The organism is Paenibacillus sp. ov031 (genome assembly GCF_900143165.1).
GTDB classification, from domain to species: domain Bacteria; phylum Bacillota; class Bacilli; order Paenibacillales; family Paenibacillaceae; genus Paenibacillus; species Paenibacillus marchantiae.
This window is the reverse complement of record NZ_FRDO01000005.1, coordinates 254,699-272,402: the sequence shown is the minus strand read 5'-3', so window position 1 is coordinate 272,402 and position 17,704 is coordinate 254,699. Positions and strand designations below refer to the sequence as shown.

17 protein-coding genes are annotated in these 17,704 nt (G+C 46.8%); all 17 read left to right on the top strand.

All coding sequences use genetic code 11. The annotated features are described in order from the left end of the window. The 17 genes from BUA17_RS21560 to pstC all read left to right on the top strand — a co-directional run bounded on the left by BUA17_RS21560 (position 1) and on the right by pstC (position 17,703). Positions 1–402 carry a ribosomal maturation YjgA family protein gene (locus BUA17_RS21560; RefSeq protein ID WP_072734939.1) on the top strand — a complete coding sequence of 134 codons (402 nt, stop codon included), beginning with the start codon at positions 1–3 and terminating at the stop codon, positions 400–402. A gap of 18 nt (positions 403–420) precedes the next feature. Further along, complete coding sequence (locus tag BUA17_RS21555; RefSeq protein ID WP_072734938.1) at positions 421–978, top strand: GNAT family N-acetyltransferase; 558 nt, start codon at positions 421–423, stop codon at positions 976–978. Between the two features lie 51 nt (positions 979–1,029). Then, positions 1,030–1,359: a DUF952 domain-containing protein gene (locus BUA17_RS21550; RefSeq protein ID WP_063566229.1), complete on the top strand. Its 330-nt coding sequence runs from the start codon at positions 1,030–1,032 to the stop codon at positions 1,357–1,359. 33 nt (positions 1,360–1,392) lie between these two features. Then, entirely contained in the window at positions 1,393–1,983 is a 591-nt protein-coding gene (locus BUA17_RS21545) for a DUF1572 family protein (RefSeq protein WP_072735012.1), read from the top strand. Further along, positions 1,980–2,570: a histidine phosphatase family protein gene (locus BUA17_RS21540; RefSeq protein WP_072734937.1), complete on the top strand. Its 591-nt coding sequence runs from the start codon at positions 1,980–1,982 to the stop codon at positions 2,568–2,570. The genes BUA17_RS21545 and BUA17_RS21540 overlap by 4 nt, the downstream gene beginning before the upstream one ends. A gap of 3 nt (positions 2,571–2,573) precedes the next feature. Next, a complete protein-coding gene (locus BUA17_RS21535; protein WP_083584809.1) occupies positions 2,574–3,404 on the top strand; it encodes a DUF2785 domain-containing protein in 831 nt (276 codons plus the stop codon). A 39-nt stretch (positions 3,405–3,443) separates the two neighbouring features. Next, positions 3,444–4,154 carry a 5-oxoprolinase subunit PxpB gene (pxpB, locus tag BUA17_RS21530; RefSeq protein ID WP_072734936.1) on the top strand — a complete coding sequence of 237 codons (711 nt, stop codon included), beginning with the start codon at positions 3,444–3,446 and terminating at the stop codon, positions 4,152–4,154. Beyond that, positions 4,151–5,179, top strand: a complete 1,029-nt coding sequence (locus BUA17_RS21525) for a 5-oxoprolinase subunit C family protein (protein ID WP_064642656.1) — start codon at positions 4,151–4,153, stop codon at positions 5,177–5,179. Before pxpB ends, BUA17_RS21525 begins: the two co-directional genes overlap by 4 nt. Further along, positions 5,176–5,943 (top strand): LamB/YcsF family protein, encoded by a 768-nt coding sequence (locus BUA17_RS21520; RefSeq protein ID WP_072734935.1) that lies wholly within the window; start codon positions 5,176–5,178, stop codon positions 5,941–5,943. Before BUA17_RS21525 ends, BUA17_RS21520 begins: the two co-directional genes overlap by 4 nt. Before the next feature lie 63 nt (positions 5,944–6,006). After that, entirely contained in the window at positions 6,007–6,465 is a 459-nt protein-coding gene (locus BUA17_RS21515) for an NUDIX domain-containing protein (RefSeq protein ID WP_072734934.1), read from the top strand. 524 nt (positions 6,466–6,989) lie between these two features. After that, positions 6,990–7,406, top strand: a complete 417-nt coding sequence (locus BUA17_RS21510; protein WP_063566223.1) for a pyridoxamine 5'-phosphate oxidase family protein — start codon at positions 6,990–6,992, stop codon at positions 7,404–7,406. Between the two features lie 535 nt (positions 7,407–7,941). After that, positions 7,942–10,143, top strand: a complete 2,202-nt coding sequence (locus BUA17_RS21505) for a bifunctional 2',3'-cyclic-nucleotide 2'-phosphodiesterase/3'-nucleotidase (RefSeq protein WP_240321496.1) — start codon at positions 7,942–7,944, stop codon at positions 10,141–10,143. 213 nt (positions 10,144–10,356) lie between these two features. Beyond that, on the top strand, positions 10,357–11,400 hold the full coding sequence (locus BUA17_RS21500; RefSeq protein WP_063566221.1) for an EAL domain-containing protein: 1,044 nt from the start codon (positions 10,357–10,359) through the stop codon (positions 11,398–11,400). A 216-nt stretch (positions 11,401–11,616) separates the two neighbouring features. Beyond that, complete coding sequence (locus tag BUA17_RS21495) at positions 11,617–13,713, top strand: methyl-accepting chemotaxis protein (RefSeq protein WP_083584808.1); 2,097 nt, start codon at positions 11,617–11,619, stop codon at positions 13,711–13,713. A 189-nt stretch (positions 13,714–13,902) separates the two neighbouring features. Then, on the top strand, positions 13,903–15,195 hold the full coding sequence (locus BUA17_RS21490) for an arsenic transporter (protein WP_072734933.1): 1,293 nt from the start codon (positions 13,903–13,905) through the stop codon (positions 15,193–15,195). 533 nt (positions 15,196–15,728) lie between these two features. Next, a complete protein-coding gene (locus BUA17_RS21485; RefSeq protein ID WP_063566219.1) occupies positions 15,729–16,652 on the top strand; it encodes a phosphate ABC transporter substrate-binding protein in 924 nt (307 codons plus the stop codon). A 142-nt stretch (positions 16,653–16,794) separates the two neighbouring features. After that, positions 16,795–17,703, top strand: a complete 909-nt coding sequence (pstC, locus tag BUA17_RS21480) for a phosphate ABC transporter permease subunit PstC (RefSeq protein WP_090810399.1) — start codon at positions 16,795–16,797, stop codon at positions 17,701–17,703. Position 17,704 lies beyond the last annotated feature (1 nt).

The following is a 17,704-nucleotide window of genomic DNA, read 5'->3' as shown; positions in this document are numbered from 1 at the left end:
ATGATGAAGGCATTTTTCAAAGAGAGGCTGATTTATTTCATCGCAGTGATCATAACCATGGCGGCAGGGTTGGCATCCAGACACTATGGTGAACTTTTACCGGATTTTGTGCATGAGCATTTCGGTGATGCCTTGTGGGCAGCGATGATCTATTTTGGGGTACGCATGATTTGGATTAATCGCAGCAAAGAGTTGGCGCTGATCGTGAGCCTGATTTTTAGCTGGGCCGTTGAATGTTCGCAAATGATTCAGATATCTTGGTTGAACGAAGTGCGTTCCACGGTGCTGGGTGCGCTTATTTTGGGACGTGGATTTCTGGTAATGGATCTGCTGAGGTATGCTGTTGGCATTCTGTGTGTGTATGGGATGGATCGTTATTTCCTGAGAAATAAGAAGGCTTGATAATGGGGAGGGACTTAAGTGAATGTAGAGAAGCTTTTTACGGAATCACCCGAATTTGAGACAGATCGGTTGGTACTGAGACGTCTTACGCTCAACGACCTCGATGATTATTTTATGTTTGCCTCCGATCCGAAAGTGAGTCAGCAAAGTTTGTGGAACTGTCATGAGACGTTGGATGACTCCGTTCAATATATTCAAAGAGTGTTAGATAATTATGAGAAGAAAACGGTCTATATATGGGCCTTTATTCTGAAGGAAACGGGGAAGCTGATCGGGCGAGGTGGCATTTTTCATCTGAATGAATCCATGCAAAGTGCTGAACTGGGGTACGCGATTGCCAGCAGTTGTTGGGGCAAAGGCCTCGCAGCAGAAGCGATGCAGCCGATTGTTGAATATTGTTTTCAGGAATTGGACTGCAATCGGCTGGAGGGGACATGCAATGCAGGCAACATCGGCTCTGCACGAGTGATGGAGAAGGTGGGCATGTCGTATGAAGGTTTGCTGCGTAAACAGTTGAAGATCAAAGGTGTGTTTATAGATCAAAAATTGTACTCCCGTATCCGGGATGATCTATAATACTTCCAATGACGTACAGGATACATAGAAGAAATTGAAGGAGGCGGAACAATGATCTACAGTATTATTTCCCAAGCGGTATGGGAGCAGGTATCCAAGCAGAGCGTGTATGCACCGGATAGCCTGGAGACGGACGGTTTCATTCATTGTTCCACTAAAGAACAGATTCCATGGGTAGCGGCTCAATTTTATCAAGGACGTACGGATTTGTTATTGATTGGTATTGATGAGAGGGCCTTGAAGCCGGAACTGGTGTATGAGGACCTGTATGAGTTGAATGAACTATTTCCACATATTTATGGTGAACTTAATTTGGATGCTGTACGGAAAGTCATTTCCTTTGAACCGAATGAGGACGGGACGTTTTCTTTTCCTGAATAAAGACATTTTGCGAAGGGTTGTGAACGTGTGGATATGAATCAGGTATTTCTGGATACAGCCGAGAAGCAATTTTTGTATTACAAACAGCTTGGTGAAAAGGCCATGGAGCAACTGGAATCTGAGCAACTATTTCAATCCTGGAATGAAGATGCCAACAGTATTGCAGTTATTGTGAAGCATCTATGGGGCAATATGCTGTCCCGTTGGACGGATGTACTGACAACCGATGGAGAAAAGCCATGGCGTGAACGTGATGCGGAATTTGTGAATGATATTTCGACTCGGGAAGAGCTGCTCGCCAAATGGGAGGAAGGCTGGAACTGTCTACTTGGAGCCATTCGTTCTTTTACACCGGAGCAACTGTCTCATATTATATATATTCGCAATGAAGGACATACCGTCATGGAAGCAATTATCCGGCAATTGGCGCATTACCCCTATCATGTGGGACAGATTATTTATGCAGCCAAAATGCTCAAAGAAACCGAATGGAACAGTCTTTCCATTCCGAGAAACGGTTCTAGCCAATATATTGGTGGCAAATTTGCCAAGCCGAAGGCACGAAAACATTTTACAGATGATGAATTGCGCATAGAAAAAGGTAAAGGTGAGGAACAGCAATGACAAAGATCGCATTGATTCGCCATGGAAGCACGGCATGGAATAAGGAAAAACGTTCACAGGGACAAACGGATAATCCACTGGATCAGGAAGGAAGAGAACAGGCACTATTGCTTGCTGTGAGACTGAGTGAGGAAACGTGGGATGCCATCTATGCGAGTGACCTGGAGCGTGCAAGTGAGACGGCTCGCATCATTGGCGACCGTTTAGGAATACAGGAGATTCATTTGGACCCGAGGTTGCGTGAAATGGGCGGTGGGCAGGTGGAGGGTACGACCGAAGCTGAACGAGTTGCCCAATGGGGAGCGGATTGGAACACTCTGGATTTAGGCCGGGAACTTGCGGATGCAGGTACGATTCGGGGCAGTGCCGCGATAGAAGATATTGTACGACAGCATCCCAATGGAAGAGTGATCGTTGTCAGCCATGGCGCTATTCTCCGTAATACACTGCGAGGTCTGGTGCCTGAACTTGATGTGAGCGCAAAGCTGTCCAACACGTCGATTACCCGGATTTCTTGGGAAACGAATTCTTGGCAATGCGAGCTATACAATTGCAGCGTGCATCTGAATTCCTCCAAGGAGTTGTGATCGATGGATGCTCTGGCATTAAAACAGAAATTGCGGCAGATTCAGTCGGCTAACCTATACGCACATGAAGTGGAACATCCTTACGAACTGGCTCTGCATATGATGCAGCATATTGGCAGTCCAGACCCGGTTCTGCGGGATGAATTGATCTATGTTACGTTTGCGACCTGGATTGGACAGGGTGTATTTTCGGAAGAACAGCTCAGTCAGCTGTTACATATGGCGCTGGATGATCAGCATCTTTTTCATGGTATTGGAGAACAAGGCACGGACAGTGTGTTTACCCGAACCTTCTCTGTGCTGCTCCTGCCTCCAATTCTGAGTGTAGATCGTCAGTGGCCTTTTCTGAAAAAGGAAGATATAGAGGTTATTCATCATCGGTTGACCACGTATCTGGAGCGTGAAAAAGATGTTCGTGGCTATACCGATGATAAGGGCTGGGCGCACGCACCGGCACACGCGGCAGATGCGGTTGAAGATCTTGCACAGTCGCCTTATATGGAGCGGGCCGCCTTGCGGGAGCTTTTGCATGCGCTCACTGTGAAAATTACCGAATCAAGTGTAGTCTATATCCATGATGAGGATCAACGGATTGCTCATGCAGTGGTCACCATCCTTGGTCGCAATCTGCTGGAGCAAAACGATATTTCGTCTTGGATCGATTCACTGAATCCAAACGATAAGAAGGAGGGGGAATCGCTTCTGGAGATCAGCCAGATGAGCTTGAATGTGCGCGTTTTTCTGCAGACGCTCTATCTTGCCATGCGGACAGAAGAAGCAGAGCCCTTTCCCGCTGTTCGTTCGCTTATTTTGCAGGCTTTGGAGAAAAAATGATCAAGGGACTATAAACTTGTGGAGAAGGAGGGTGATAGCATGACTGAACTGTCGTATTCATGGACTGAGGATGTGCTGTCTACTTTGGGCGAAACAGGGGTTATGATCCGTTGTGGGGACGCGATATCCGAAGCGGTGCACCGGAGGGTGATGTCGGTATGTACTTTGCTGGAAAAGAGCCAACTACCGGGCATCTTGGAGTGGTTACCTTCGTTTGCATCGGTAACGCTATTCTATGATCCGTTGATTTCCCCGTACCACGAGGTATGCGGAAGGCTGCTTCATGAGTTGAACAAGATGCAAGAGGCAACGCTGGCTGAACCCAGAACGATCATTATTCCCGTATGTTATGGTGGTGAATTGGGTCCTGATCTGGAATATGTCGCTACTGAACATGGGCTTACGCCAGATGAGGTCATAGCTATTCATACATCCGGAGATTACCTGGTTCACATGATCGGATTCGCGCCGGGTTTTCCTTATTTGGGCGGATTATCGGAGAAGATCGCTACGCCCAGACGACCTACACCTCGGCTTCGAGTTGAGGCGGGAACGGTGGGCATTGGTGGCAAACAAACGGGAGTTTATCCGGTGACGACTCCCGGCGGATGGCAATGTATCGGCCGCACACCGCTGGCGCTATTTCGTCCGATGGAAAATCTACCAAGCCTGCTGGCAGCAGGGGATCGGGTTCGTTTTGCATCGATATCTCTTCAGGAGTATCTGGAACAAAAGGAGGGCGAGCGATGAGTATTGAAGTCATTCGCCCAGGTTTGTTATCCACCGTTCAGGACGAAGGAAGAATGGGATTTCGCCGGTATGGAATTCATCCGGGCGGGGTTATGGATACCTTTGCGGCCAGAGCAGCCAATGCACTGGTTGGGAATTCCCGTGATGCTGCTGTGCTGGAGATGACGATTACGGGACCGGAGCTTCGTTTCCATGAAAATCGGCTGATCTCTTTATGTGGTGCGGATCTGACAGCAACTGTGGATGATCTGCCTGTTCCACTATGGCGTCCGGTCGTGTTGCTTGCTGGAAGTGTGCTGAGATTTGGACGATGCCGTTCCGGTTTGCGGTCTTATATGGCGATTGCTGGTGGAATCGCTGTACCTGAGATCATGGGCAGTAGAAGCACGGATCTCAAGACAGGTTTTGGTGGGTTTGAAGGCCGTGCCTTGAAGGTGGGAGACAGGTTGTCTGCGGGAGAAGCCTCTCGGGAAGCGCAAGCGGCGTTGCATGGATTGATAGTAGAAGCTGAAAAGAATAACTGGCGGATGCATGCACCTGCCTGGTATTTGTCCAGCAGGGAATGGCCCGCCTACCATGCTGAACCTGTTATTCGTGTCATGCCGGGCAAAGACAGCGCAGAGTTTAATGAAGATAGTCTGGAACGATTCCATAAAGAACGATATGTGATCTCTCCTCAATCGGATCGGATGGGTTATCGATTGGAGGGTGCAAAGCTAGAACTCGTTCAACCGATGGATCGGCTGTCCGAAGCCGTCACCTATGGTACAGTTCAGGTGCCAGCAGATGGTCAGCCCATCATATTGATGGCCGATCATCAGACGATCGGGGGCTATCCTGTGATCGCACAGGTGGCACGAGTAGATTTGCCGATACTGGCACAGGCAAAGCCAGGGGATCGGGTTACTTTTGAACGGATTACATATGAAGAAGCACGGCAGCTATTCCTGGAACAGGAGTTGGAGTGGCGACTAACCGATCAGCTGATTCGCAGGAGATTGGCAGAAATGGGGGACCATCAATGAACACGGTGGATATCAACTGTGACCTTGGCGAAAGTTACGGGGTGTACCGGATGGCGTCGGATGAGTCGATTCTGCCGCTAATCACTTCAGCCAACATCGCTTGTGGATTTCATGCGGGTGACCCGGCAACGATGCGGCAAACCGTACAGCAAGCATTAGAGCATCAGGTTGCCATCGGCGCCCATCCCGGTCTGCCGGATTTGCAGGGTTTTGGCAGAAGACGTATGGATATTACACCACGGGAAGCCTATGACATGGTTGTGTATCAGATTGGTGCGCTGGATGCTTTTGTCCGTTCATACGGGGGGCGTATGCATCATGTGAAGCCTCATGGAGCCTTGTATAACATGGCTGCTGAAGATAATCAACTCGCTGAGGGAATCGCCGAGGCGCTTTATAAGGTGCAACCGGAACTGTACCTCTATGGCCTGGCCGGAAGTGCGCTGATACAGGCAGCGGATCGCATTGGACTGCGCAGTGTCAGTGAAGTTTTTGCGGATCGAACCTACGGACCGGATGGGACTCTAACCCCACGCAGTCAGCCCGGGGCTGTCATTCAGCAGACCGAACAAGCTCTTGTTCAAGTGCTGCGCATGGTGAAAGAGGGAATCGTTGTGTCGACGGAAGGTACACCTGTATCCATAAAGGCAGAGACAATTTGCATCCACGGCGACGGAGCTCATGCCCTTGCATTTGCTCAAGAGATACGTACGTTGCTTGAATCTGATGGAATTAACCTTTCTGCACCTGGAGTTACTAGATGATTGCTAAGGTAACCGAGGGCCAGAGGTCGAACTATACGAGTTTGTAAGGAGTGAGATTAGAGCATGAAACCGATACGTAATTCGGCAAAGGCTGTCATTGTACAGGATGGACGTTTGCTGGTGATCCGGTTGGAGGATCAATATGGTGACGCTTATGTTTTCCCCGGCGGAGGACAGGAGAAAGGCGAAGAACTCAAGGATGCCGTTGCTCGTGAATGTCTGGAGGAGATTGGACAGGCGGTGGACGTGGGAGAATTGCTGCATATCCGGGAGTATATCGGAAAAAACCATGAATTTGCCGAGTGGGATGCCGATGTCCACCAGGTTGAATTTTATTTTGAATGCAGATTGATTGATGCGAAAGCTACAATCTTTGAAGGCTCCAGCCCAGACGACCATCAGGTAGCCGTAGAATGGATTCCGCTTGAAGAGCTGTCCAAGGTTCGCCTATATCCGAAAACAATTGGTGAGTTGTTACTGGATCAGGCGTCTTCACGTATTTATCTTGGGGATTTGAATTAAAAATTAATCCATATGGTCACGAAATGCTTCCTTTATGTACACATTTTTATAAATAACTTTTCCAAAACTGTCACGTTTACGAACCGGTTCATGGATTCACCATAGATGAGGTGGGTACACTATAAGTACAGGCTTATTACACCTAACGTAAGCTGACTGTACTTATACACGGCAGCGGAGTGGATAAAAAACCTAAGGAAACAAAACCTGCAAAGTTGAGGCGTCGACAGGTTTTGATTTGAACTTTAGCTTACCCACTCCTCAATTTGAAAGAACAGTAGACGTAGTGAAGGAGACGGAATCGATTCTGTAGAAGCGAAGCGTTCGCCTTTATCACCGGATTTTCCCTTGAGAAAAGGGAGTCAAAAAATCTGGGGATAACAGCGATTGGAAGGTTGTTCTGTCTTCGTAGTGTCAGTGTAAATCGTCTGCGAGACAACAGCGATCGAAAGAACGATCCGTACCCGTAACGGTCGCCTACAACGTTCTTCAAATATTCCCCCAAATCGAAAGGAGCATGTCCCATGAACCAGACTGAATTGGAACAAAACATTGTAAAAGCATTGGAAAACAACCCTTTTTGCAGTTTCTCCACGGTGGAGAACGGTAAACCGAAATCCCGCTATATGGCGCTTTTCAACGATGGAATGAACATTCATCTGGCGACAAACCGCCGTACGCACAAGGTAGAGGAGCTGGAGAATAATCCAAACGTCAGCCTTTTGCTAGGATATGAAGCGGGCGGCTCCAAGGAAGTGGTTGAGATTGAAGGAACATGCGAAGTGACGAAAAATGAAGGTTTACGCGAACAGGTATGGAATGATGAACTAAAAGCTTGGTTTGACGGCCCGAACGATCCCAATTATGTCATTCTGGACATTACCCCAAAACGGATTGAATACATCGGCAAAGATCATGAGCATCAGGTGTGGGAGCAATAATTTTAGATATTGAAAATCACCTTTTCTAAGTGGAAGGCCGTGCCGACTATTTGGAAAAGACATAGCAAACCGTGAACGCCAGAAGGCTTCACGGTTTTTTGATACGGGTCGATTCAGCTAATATGGATATAGATGTAAGCCACATGTAATATACGTTTTTAACAGCGTGAGTAAACTATTTTCATCCAAAAACATGCAAAAAATGTCGAAATCACGCATGTTATTGTAAACTGGGGTAGGTATGTGCGGATAACGTAAAAAATAATGCTTTTCAATGACTGAACATTGCGTTATGATTTGGAATGTAAACGGTACGCACAGATATGAATAGATGTTCATGTGAGATAAACTAACCTGGAATTCTGAACCATACGATCAGAAAATCAGTACGCACAACCCATGAGATCTTTCGCATTTCTGCGCTTATTCGTTTGCTCACTAATGCATGATTCAATGTACATAACCGGGAGGGGTTATTTTGAGAAAGAGTAAAAAAGTATTATCAAGCCTGACTGCCGCTTTGGTTGCATTAAACGTGCTTGCGGTATTTCCGGTACCTGTATCGGCTGCGGACGCTACCAAGGTTAAATTGCGGATCATGGAAACAACGGACATTCACGACAACCTGATTAACTATGACTACTATTCCGACAAAGAGACAGACCAGTATGGTCTGGCGAAGACAGCTACGCTGATCAAAAAAGCCCGTGACGAAGCGAAGAACAGCTTGCTGTTCGACAACGGTGACCTGATCCAGGGTAACCCGCTCGGGGATTATGTAGCGAAGATTGATCCACTCAAAAAGGGTGAGACTCACCCTGTATATAAAGCGATGAACCTGCTCGATTATGATGCAGGAAACATCGGTAACCATGAGTTTAACTATGGTTTGGATTTCCTTGACATGACGCTGGAAGGTGCGAACTTCCCTTACATCAATGCCAACGTATATGTAGATGACGGTGACGACGATGAGACGAATGACAAGAACTATTTTACCCCGTATAAAATTTTAGACAAAAAAGTTACCGATGAGAGTGGCAAAGAGCACACCATCAAGGTGGGTGTCATCGGATTTGTACCACCACAAGTCATGCAGTGGGACAGCGCTAATCTGGAAGGCAAAGTCATTGCCAAAGACATTATCGCTACTGCGAAAAAATTCATTCCTAAAATGAAGGCTGAAGGTGCCGACATTATTGTAGCTATTCCTCACTCCGGTTTTGAAGATATTCCGCAAACGGATCTGATGGAAAACTCAGTATTGTATCTGAGCCAGGTTGAAGGCATTAATGCCATTCTGTTCGGACATGCCCACAAAGTATTCCCGAGCGCTGATTTTGCCGGTAAAAAAGGTGTAGACCTTGAAAAAGGTACAATCAATGGCGTTCCTGCTGTAGAGCCAGGCTTCTGGGGTGACCACCTTGGAATTATCGATCTGGATCTGGAACTGGTAGACGGCAAATGGAAAGTGGCAGACTCCAAAGTGGAGGCACGCCCAATCTATGACACAGCCAACAAAAAGGCTCTGGTAGATGCTGATCAAGAGATCGTTGATGCTGTTCATGACGAACATGAAGGTACGCTTGAGTATGTGCGTGGCCCAGTCGGCGAAACGACAGCTCCAATCAACAGCTTCTTTGCACTGGTTCAGGATGATCCATCCATTCAGATCGTTACCAATGCACAGAAATGGTATGTTGAAAAACATATGCAAGGAACAGAATACGAAGATATTCCTGTATTGTCTGCAGGCGCTCCGTTCAAAGCAGGCGGACGTTCAGGTGCTTCGTATTACACGAATATCCCTAAAGGCACCATTGCGATTAAAAACGTAGCTGACTTGTACGTGTATCCAAATACGGTACATGCCGTATTGGTGAATGGCGCTGAGCTGAAAGAATGGTTGGAATGGTCTGCTGGTCAATTTAACCAGATCGATCCGGCAAAAGGTGGACAGCAACAATTGGTCAATATGGACTTCCCAACGTATAACTTTGACGTTATCGATGGTGTTACGTACCAAATTGATGTAACTCAACCAGCGAAATACGATGGCAAAGCAACGATTGTAAATGCATCAGCTAACCGGATTAAAGACCTGAGCTTCAATGGTAAACCGGTTGATCCAGCACAAAAATTCATCGTGGCAACGAATAACTATCGTGCTTCTTCGTCCAAACTGGCTAACCCAGACGGTAAACGTATCGTCTTGGCTGCACCGGATGAGAACCGTCAAGTGATCATTGATTACATCCGTGAGAACAAAACGATTAACCCGGCAGCAGATGGCAACTGGTCGCTTGCACCAATTAAGCCTTCTGCAGGTGTAACAGCAGCTGCACTTAACGATCTTGAAGTGGTGTTCGCGTCTTCCCCAGATGCCAAAGCATTGGTTGAAGCGAACCCGGCGATGTCCTTCATTGGGACAAACAAAGACGGTTTTGCTGAGTATGGCTTGAAATTGACAGGAGAAGCAACAACGACTCCAGAAACAGGTGTGGAACCTGCTCCAACGCCTACGAAGCCAGACCCAACTCCAACTAAACCTACAACCAAGCCACAACCTGAGAAACCAGCAGGCGGCAAAGTGGTTCATGTGGTGAAAAAAGGAGATAACCTCTACCGCATCGGCTTGAAATATGGTGTGGACTGGCGCAAGCTGGTTTCCGTAAATAAAATTACAAATGTGCACAATCTTAAAGTTGGACAGAAAATTGTAATTCCCGCTTCTTAAGATTAATTAGCGGTAAATGAAGACCGACAGTCATCAGACTGTCGGTCTTTTTCATGCTATGCTGATTCGTTAACTCATCAGTAACCGTCATAGTTGAAGTCATCAAAACAGTAGAGATAAATTTCAAGACCCATGCTATAATATTTACAAACTTTGGGTATATACCAGTAAACATTAATGAGATAGAATCACAAACTGGCAAGGGGGTTCTACATGAATTGCAGTGGCTGCAGTCCAATTCATCCTATAGAGGATCAAGGTACCCTGTATATGCGTCCCATCTCCCCCGCTTTGCTGGAAGCACTGCAAAAGCAGGGAAGACATATCGAACATTCGGATGAACTCATCTGGATGCATTTTTTGAATCTTGAATCTGTACAACGTTGTATTGAGGATATTCTCAAGATTGAAGCGACCCTGCCAGATATGTTAACGGTTCAGGTCACTCCACTGTATGGCCAGGCCGATGCTGATAGCTGGATTAGTCTATCCATGCAGGAAGCTCGCCTCAAACATGCTGATCTGGTTTCTGTTATTCTGGAACATCAATTCAGCAGTCATATGCAGCCAATCGTAGATGCATCGGAGCAGATTATCGGATTTGAATTTTTACTTCGTCCTGCTGAACAGGGTAGACCCTTCAGTGCATATGAATTATTTGAAGTTGCAAGGGATACCGGATTGCATTCTTTTCTGGATCGGACAGCCCGTGTTGCTGCCATCGAGACGAGTGCCGTTCTTTTACCGCATGGTGTCAAACGTTTTGTGAATTTCCTGCCTTCCTCCATCTATAACCCCGAATACTGCTTGACGCACACATTTGAGACGATTGAACGCCTTTCGCTAGACCCTAAGGATTTTGTGTTTGAAGTGGTGGAAACGGAACAGATTCAGCATATGTCCATCTTGCAGCATATTTTTGAGGTGTATCGTTCTCATGGAATGTCGGTTGCCTTGGATGACGTGGGGGCCGGATTCTCGACGATCGAAGTAATGAATCGGCTGAAGCCGGATTTTGTCAAAATAGATCGGAGCCTCATTGATCATTGTGATCATGATTTGAACAAACAGCAGCAAATTATCAATATTGTTGAGATGTCGCGTCGATTTGAGGGGCGGGTACTTGCCGAAGGCATTGAACGAATCGAGGAATTTGATTTCTGTCGATCTGTGGGTATTGATTTGGCACAAGGGTATTATTTTGGTAAGCCAACCGCATATCCGCCACAAGGTCCCTACGGAAAAACATCTGCATAAACAATAAAATACGGATGTACCAACAAGTCACTTCGCATGATCGGAGTGGCTTGTTTGTCATGCTATGTAAATTTATAAATACGCTCATCCAACCGATATATAGGATAGGCCTTTAGATTAGATGGGCGTCTATGTGACACCTTATTTAATTAGGTTGGAGAGGTCCTACATAAAAAAGAAAAAGGGCAGATTTTTATTTGGAGGGGGAGAAGCAAAATGGGGAACATTCGGGGGAATGAGCAAGTTAAGGCAGCAACCAAGCCAGCCAAGCCAAAAGATAATAAACCGAAAAAGAAAAACAAAAAGAAAAAAGGCTTCGTCTGGAGCATAAGGAACAAATTATTGGTATCCTTCCTGGCGGTTCTGCTCTTGCCGAGTCTAACCATTGGGATCGTTACGCTGATTATCGCTGATCATACGGTGGAAGACCAACTGATGGACAGTGCCAAACAAAGTGTAGACACAACGAATTCAATCATTGGGACACATGTGGATGCGAAGGTTCATGATATCAATTATTTTGCTAGTTTGATTGTAACTGACATGATTAAAGGACAAAATGAAAGCCCTGAGCTTGAGCTGAAATTGAAACAGTATCTTGGACTGCATCCGGATGCTTTAAATATCTTTGTGGGGACCAAAGAGGGAGTCATGGTCCGTGGTAAGGAATCTGCGGGAAGTTCACAAGGGTCACCTTATGATCCCCGGGAACGAGAATGGTACAAACTTGCAATGGAGAAGCCAGGTACTCCAGTAGTTTCACCTGTATCCAAGAACACGGATGGCATTGCAGTTGTTTTTGTCTCCAAAACGCTTGATGATCAATCGGGTGTTATTGGTTTGTCCATGGATCTAACAGAGCTTCAAAAACAGGCATCCATTAAGGTTGGCAAGGAAGGGTATGTCGTCATCTTGGATGCAGACAAAAATTATATCGTATCCCCAGTCGTGGAAGCTGGTACACAAGAACAAACAACAACGCTGGATCCAATGTTCGAGAGCAAGGAAGGTGAGTTCAGCTATATCTATAATGATGATCCCAAAACCATGATTTTCTCTACGAATGAGGAAACCGGGTGGAAAATTGGCGGTACAATGTTCAAAAGTGAAGTATCCAATGCAAGTAAAGACATTCGGATGGCTACACTCATCGTTATCCTGGCTGCCACATTACTTACTCTGATCTTTATTATCTGGTTTACACGTTCGATGCTGCGTCCGATTAAACGTCTGCAGGAATCCGCCAGATCCGTAAGTAAAGGCGACCTGACGGTAAAATTGGACACAGGACGCAAAGATGAGGTAGGCGATCTGGCGAAGTACTTTGAACGGATGGTCGACAATCTGCGCATGATGATTCTGGGTGTACAGGAAACAGCAGAGCAGGTATCTGCCTCCTCACAGGAATTGTCCGCTAGTGCGGATCAAACAACCAAAGCTATTGAGCATTCAACGATGGCAATTCAGGAACTTGCCGAGGGTGCCGAGCAGCAAGTGAAGAGTGTAACGGATGGATCGGGACAAATGAGCCAAATGGCGGAAGATGTTCGCATGATGTCTGAGCGAGTGCAATCCATTACAACGAATATGCGGCATACATCTGGAGCGGCTTATTCAGGTAATGAGGCTGCAGGTCAGGCAGTAGAGCAGATGAATAGCATTCAAGAAACGGTGGAACAGCTGGCGACGGTGGTTCAGTCACTGAATGTACGCTCTGTTGAGATCGGCAGTATGGTAGATGTGATTGCCACAATTTCGAAACAGACCAATCTGCTGGCTCTGAATGCTTCCATTGAAGCGGCAAGAGCGGGAGATGCTGGCCGTGGCTTCGCAGTTGTAGCGGGAGAGGTACGGAAGCTCGCAGAGGAATCGGAAAGCTCGGCTGCGCAGATTGGTCAACTCGTTCATAATATCCGTCAGGATATGGATGCTGCCCTGAACGCTATGAATGCAGCTCAGACTCGGGTTGGAGACGGAATTCAGGCCGTGAATACGTCCGGACAATCCTTTGCACAGATTCGGGAAGCTGTAGAGGATGCTGTTCATACGTTGGATGATTTGTCCGAAACAACGAAGCAATTGGAGAATGGTGCTTCCCACGTTGCCAAAGCAATGAACGATATTTCGATTGTGACCCAAGAATCTGCTGCGAATACGGAATCCGTCTCGGCATCTTCACAGGAACAGCTGGCATCTGTGGAGGAGATCGCTTCGTCTTCAGCACATCTGAACAGTATGGCGGAGCAACTACAAGGATTGTTGGGTATGTTCAAAATGGTGGAGGACACGCCGAAGGATGGGGACAAGTCCTGACCATTAGGCGATATCTTTTATCTCAGTTTCTATAGAAATTAGAAGGAAATAAAGATAGACATTTCTCCTGCAGCCCTGTATAACTATAGCGTCTGGTTTATCCGCAATAATTGCAGTGTAATCATATCTGGCAGGCCATTCTCATATCATGCTCCAAAACATGATGAATACAGCGGCGCAGGAGGCTTTATGACATTTGTAGCAATTCTGATTTTTGTCCTGACCATCACATTGGTTATCTGGCAACCACGCGGATTAGGTATTGGTTGGTCCGCCATGGGTGGGGCTCTGCTAGCATTGATGTGTGGTGTCGTCAGTCTGAACGATGCATCTGATGTGGCATCCATTGTATGGAATGCAACGCTCGCTTTTGTCGGCATTATCATGATTTCATTAATACTCGATGAGACAGGTTTCTTCGAATGGGCCGCTCTTCATATGGCAAGGTTGGCAGGAGGAAATGGACGTAGGCTCTTTATCTATTCCATTTTGCTCGGCGCGGCGGTGTCGGCGCTCTTCGCCAATGATGGTGCAGCGCTAATCCTCACCCCGATTGTGCTCGCGATGGTACGTGCATTGAAGTTCGATGAGCGCATGGTACTTGCCTTTGTTATGGCTAGTGGATTTATCGCGGATACAACGTCGTTGCCGCTGGTCGTCAGCAACCTGGTGAATATCGTATCTGCGGATTATTTCGGTATTACATTTGTGGAATATGCGGTGCGGATGATTGTGCCTAATCTCTTTTCCATCGTGGCGAGTACCGGGATGCTGTTCTTGTTTTATCGCAAAAGCATCCCGCTTCGCTACGATATTTCTGCAGCACGTGATCCACGGGAAGCTATTCGTGATCCGCGGATGTTCCGCATCGCCTGGTTCATGCTGGTGCTGCTGCTCGTGGCCTATGCCTCCAGTGAGTTTTTGCCGATTCCCGTATCGGTTATCGTCGGCGCCGTAGCTCTTTTGTTCGCCATATTGGCAAGAAAGAGCGAAGCTGTGGACCTGAAACGCGTGATTAAAGAAGCACCATGGTCCATTGTCGTGTTCTCGGTGGGCATGTATATCGTGGTGTATGGGTTACGTAATGCCGGTTTAACCGATCACTTGAGCCGTTGGCTAGATGCCATCGCAGACCATGGTCTGTTAGCTGCCTCAGTGGGGATGGGCATGATCGCAGCGATATTGTCATCCGTAATGAACAATCTGCCCACCGTGTTAATTAACGCATTGGCGATTCAGGGTGCACACACCGAAGGTATTGTGCGTGAGGCGCTGATCTATGCCAATGTGATCGGTTCCGACTTGGGTCCCAAAATGACGCCAATCGGTTCACTTGCCACATTACTGTGGCTGCATGTGCTGTCCCGCAAAGGTGTAAAGATTACATGGGGATATTATTTCAAGGCAGGCATAATCTTAACCATTCCCACACTATTAATCACCTTGGCCGGATTGGCATTATGGTTATGGATTCTGAGTTAGTAAAATCGCATTTTACTTTAGCAATCATCATATGATCCAACTTATTGTAAAAAGCTGCTCTCATGCGCTGGTGCTACCAACCAGCTATGAAGCAGTTTTTTTGATTCTTCTATAGAAGAAACAAATTCTCTATGTACACAATGGCCAGCCTTCTACAGTGCTGGCCTTCTTTTTTGCCATCCCCAGTCTGAGGATTAAAATGCCTGAGACACAACCAGCGCTGACACAGCGCAGGGAACGGAACGATTGTGTAAAAGCGAAGCGTTCGCCTTTATCCCCGGATGTATTCCTTGAGAAAAGTAAATCATATAAATCCGGGGATAACAGCGATTGAAACAACGTCCGTTCCCGGAGCGGCCACTTCAGCGCAATTTGTCACAGATGTATTTCAATCCACAGTAAACATTTTTAACATTGCGTTTACAAAACATTGATTTTGAGATGACATAACGCAACTACAATGAATAAAGAGTTGATGGTGAACAAAAATAAAAGCAAATCGCCGTCACTAATTTGGGGGAGGAAAACAAAACATGTTTAAAAAGTTGCCGTTCATTTTGATGACCTTAACGTTCGTACTGGTACTCGCAGCATGCGGATCGAAAAATGACGCTGGTACAGAGGGAAGCAATAATTCCACAGGAGAAACTGCTACTGAACTTAGTGGTAACATTCTCGCTGTTGGATCAACAGCACTGCAACCTCTGGTAGAGCAAGCTGGACAAAAATTTATGGCAGTTGATGAATATAAGAACGTGATGGTACAAGTGCAAGGCGGCGGTAGTGGTACTGGTTTGACACAAGTATCCGAAGGACAAGCTACAATCGGTAACTCTGACGTATTTGCAGAAGAGAAAATCGATGACGCAGCAAAAGTAAGCGAACTGAAAGATCACCAAGTGGCTGTTGTAGCCATCGCTCCAGTAAGCAACAAAGATGCAGGTGTACAAGATTTGACGAAGCAACAACTGATCGACATTTTCTCTGGTAAAATCACAAACTGGAAAGATGTTGGCGGTAAAGATCAAGCCATCGTTATCGTAAACCGTCCTAGCAGCTCCGGTACTCGTGCAACATTCGAGAACTTTGCACTGGGAACAAAAGTGGAAGATATCCAAGGTTCTATTCAGGAAGATTCCTCTGGTACAGTTAAAAAGCTCGTAGCTGAAACGCCGGGCGCAATTGGTTACTTGGCTCTGTCCTACCTGGATGACAGCCTGCAAGTTTTGAAATACGAAGGTGTAGAAGCAACGGTTGAAAACGTAGAAGCAGGAACTTATCCGGTATGGGCTTACGAGCACATGTACACCAAAGGTGACCCGGATGCAGCAACAAAAGCATTCCTCGACTACATCCTGAGTGACGAAATTCAACAAAACGACGTGACGGAGCTTGGTTACATCCCGGTATCCGGCATGAAAGTAAAACGTGACGCAGCAGGCACTGTGACTCAATAATCTTTGAACTTGCGCATACAGCGAGAGAGGCGGACCCAGGTCCTGCCTCTTTGCGCGGTTTGCTCTGGATTAATCCCATATTTTGCATGAATTCTACTATAGAAGGATGGTTGTTATGGAACAGACCGAAGGGGGAACGGTAATGAACAACAAGTTGAAACCGCGCCGGCCCTTGAGAGAGAAGCATTATTGGGAAGAGTGGACGGGACGGATCTATACGTCGATTTGTGTCGTTTTCCTGATCGTTGTCATGTTTTCCATCGTTTATTTTGTAGCGTCCAAAGGCTTGTCGACCTTTTTCCAGGATGGCGTGAGTATGCGCGAATTTTTAACCGGAAAAACGTGGAATCCAACGGGAGAACCTGCTGCCTATGGAGCGTTGCCGTTCATTACCGGTTCATTCATAACAACATTACTTGCAGCTCTGATTGCAAGTCCACTTAGCTTGTGTGCAGCGCTCTTCATGACCGAGATTGTACCAGGTAAAGGTAAAAAGATATTGCAACCTGCGATTGAGCTGCTGTCCGGTATTCCTTCCGTTGTGTACGGGTTTATCGGTCTCAGTGTTATCGTTCCTTTATTGCGCAGCATGTTTGGCGGAGCCGGCGTCGGGATTGCAGCCGGATGTTTGGTTCTGTCTGTTATGATTTTGCCTACCGTAACAAGTATTATGGCAGATGCACTGTCTGCACTGCCGAAAGGTCTGCGTGAATCGTCCTACGCACTGGGGGCAACACGCTGGCAAACGATCTACCGTGTCATTATCCCGACGGTTCTTCCAGCTTTGCTGACAGGGATTGTACTTGGTATGGCACGCGCATTTGGTGAAGCTCTTGCCGTACAGATGGTCATCGGGAATGCACCACATGTACCGACATCACTGCTCGAATCGGCTTCAACGTTAACGAGTGTAATCACCCTGAGTATGGGTAACACCACGATGGGATCTGTTCATAATAATGCACTGTGGAGTATGGCGCTTGTCCTGCTGGTGATGACCTTTGTCTTCGTCATTCTGGTTCGCCTGCTTGAAAGGAGGAACCGGGTATGAA

Excerpts from the sequence above, each read along its gene's own strand:
- BUA17_RS21560 (WP_072734939.1), top strand. The coding sequence starts at position 1 with ATGATGAAGGCATTTTTCAAAGAGAGGCTGATTTATTTCATCGCAGTG.
- BUA17_RS21550 (WP_063566229.1), top strand. The coding sequence starts at position 1,030 with ATGATCTACAGTATTATTTCCCAAGCGGTATGGGAGCAGGTATCCAAG.
- BUA17_RS21545 (WP_072735012.1), top strand. The coding sequence starts at position 1,393 with ATGAATCAGGTATTTCTGGATACAGCCGAGAAGCAATTTTTGTATTAC.
- BUA17_RS21540 (WP_072734937.1), top strand. The coding sequence starts at position 1,980 with ATGACAAAGATCGCATTGATTCGCCATGGAAGCACGGCATGGAATAAG.
- BUA17_RS21535 (WP_083584809.1), top strand. The coding sequence starts at position 2,574 with ATGGATGCTCTGGCATTAAAACAGAAATTGCGGCAGATTCAGTCGGCT.
- pxpB (WP_072734936.1), top strand. The coding sequence starts at position 3,444 with ATGACTGAACTGTCGTATTCATGGACTGAGGATGTGCTGTCTACTTTG.
- BUA17_RS21525 (WP_064642656.1), top strand. The coding sequence starts at position 4,151 with ATGAGTATTGAAGTCATTCGCCCAGGTTTGTTATCCACCGTTCAGGAC.
- BUA17_RS21520 (WP_072734935.1), top strand. The coding sequence starts at position 5,176 with ATGAACACGGTGGATATCAACTGTGACCTTGGCGAAAGTTACGGGGTG.
- BUA17_RS21515 (WP_072734934.1), top strand. The coding sequence starts at position 6,007 with ATGAAACCGATACGTAATTCGGCAAAGGCTGTCATTGTACAGGATGGA.
- BUA17_RS21510 (WP_063566223.1), top strand. The coding sequence starts at position 6,990 with ATGAACCAGACTGAATTGGAACAAAACATTGTAAAAGCATTGGAAAAC.
- BUA17_RS21500 (WP_063566221.1), top strand. The coding sequence starts at position 10,357 with ATGAATTGCAGTGGCTGCAGTCCAATTCATCCTATAGAGGATCAAGGT.
- BUA17_RS21495 (WP_083584808.1), top strand. The coding sequence starts at position 11,617 with ATGGGGAACATTCGGGGGAATGAGCAAGTTAAGGCAGCAACCAAGCCA.
- BUA17_RS21490 (WP_072734933.1), top strand. The coding sequence starts at position 13,903 with ATGACATTTGTAGCAATTCTGATTTTTGTCCTGACCATCACATTGGTT.
- BUA17_RS21485 (WP_063566219.1), top strand. The coding sequence starts at position 15,729 with ATGTTTAAAAAGTTGCCGTTCATTTTGATGACCTTAACGTTCGTACTG.
- pstC (WP_090810399.1), top strand. The coding sequence starts at position 16,795 with ATGAACAACAAGTTGAAACCGCGCCGGCCCTTGAGAGAGAAGCATTAT.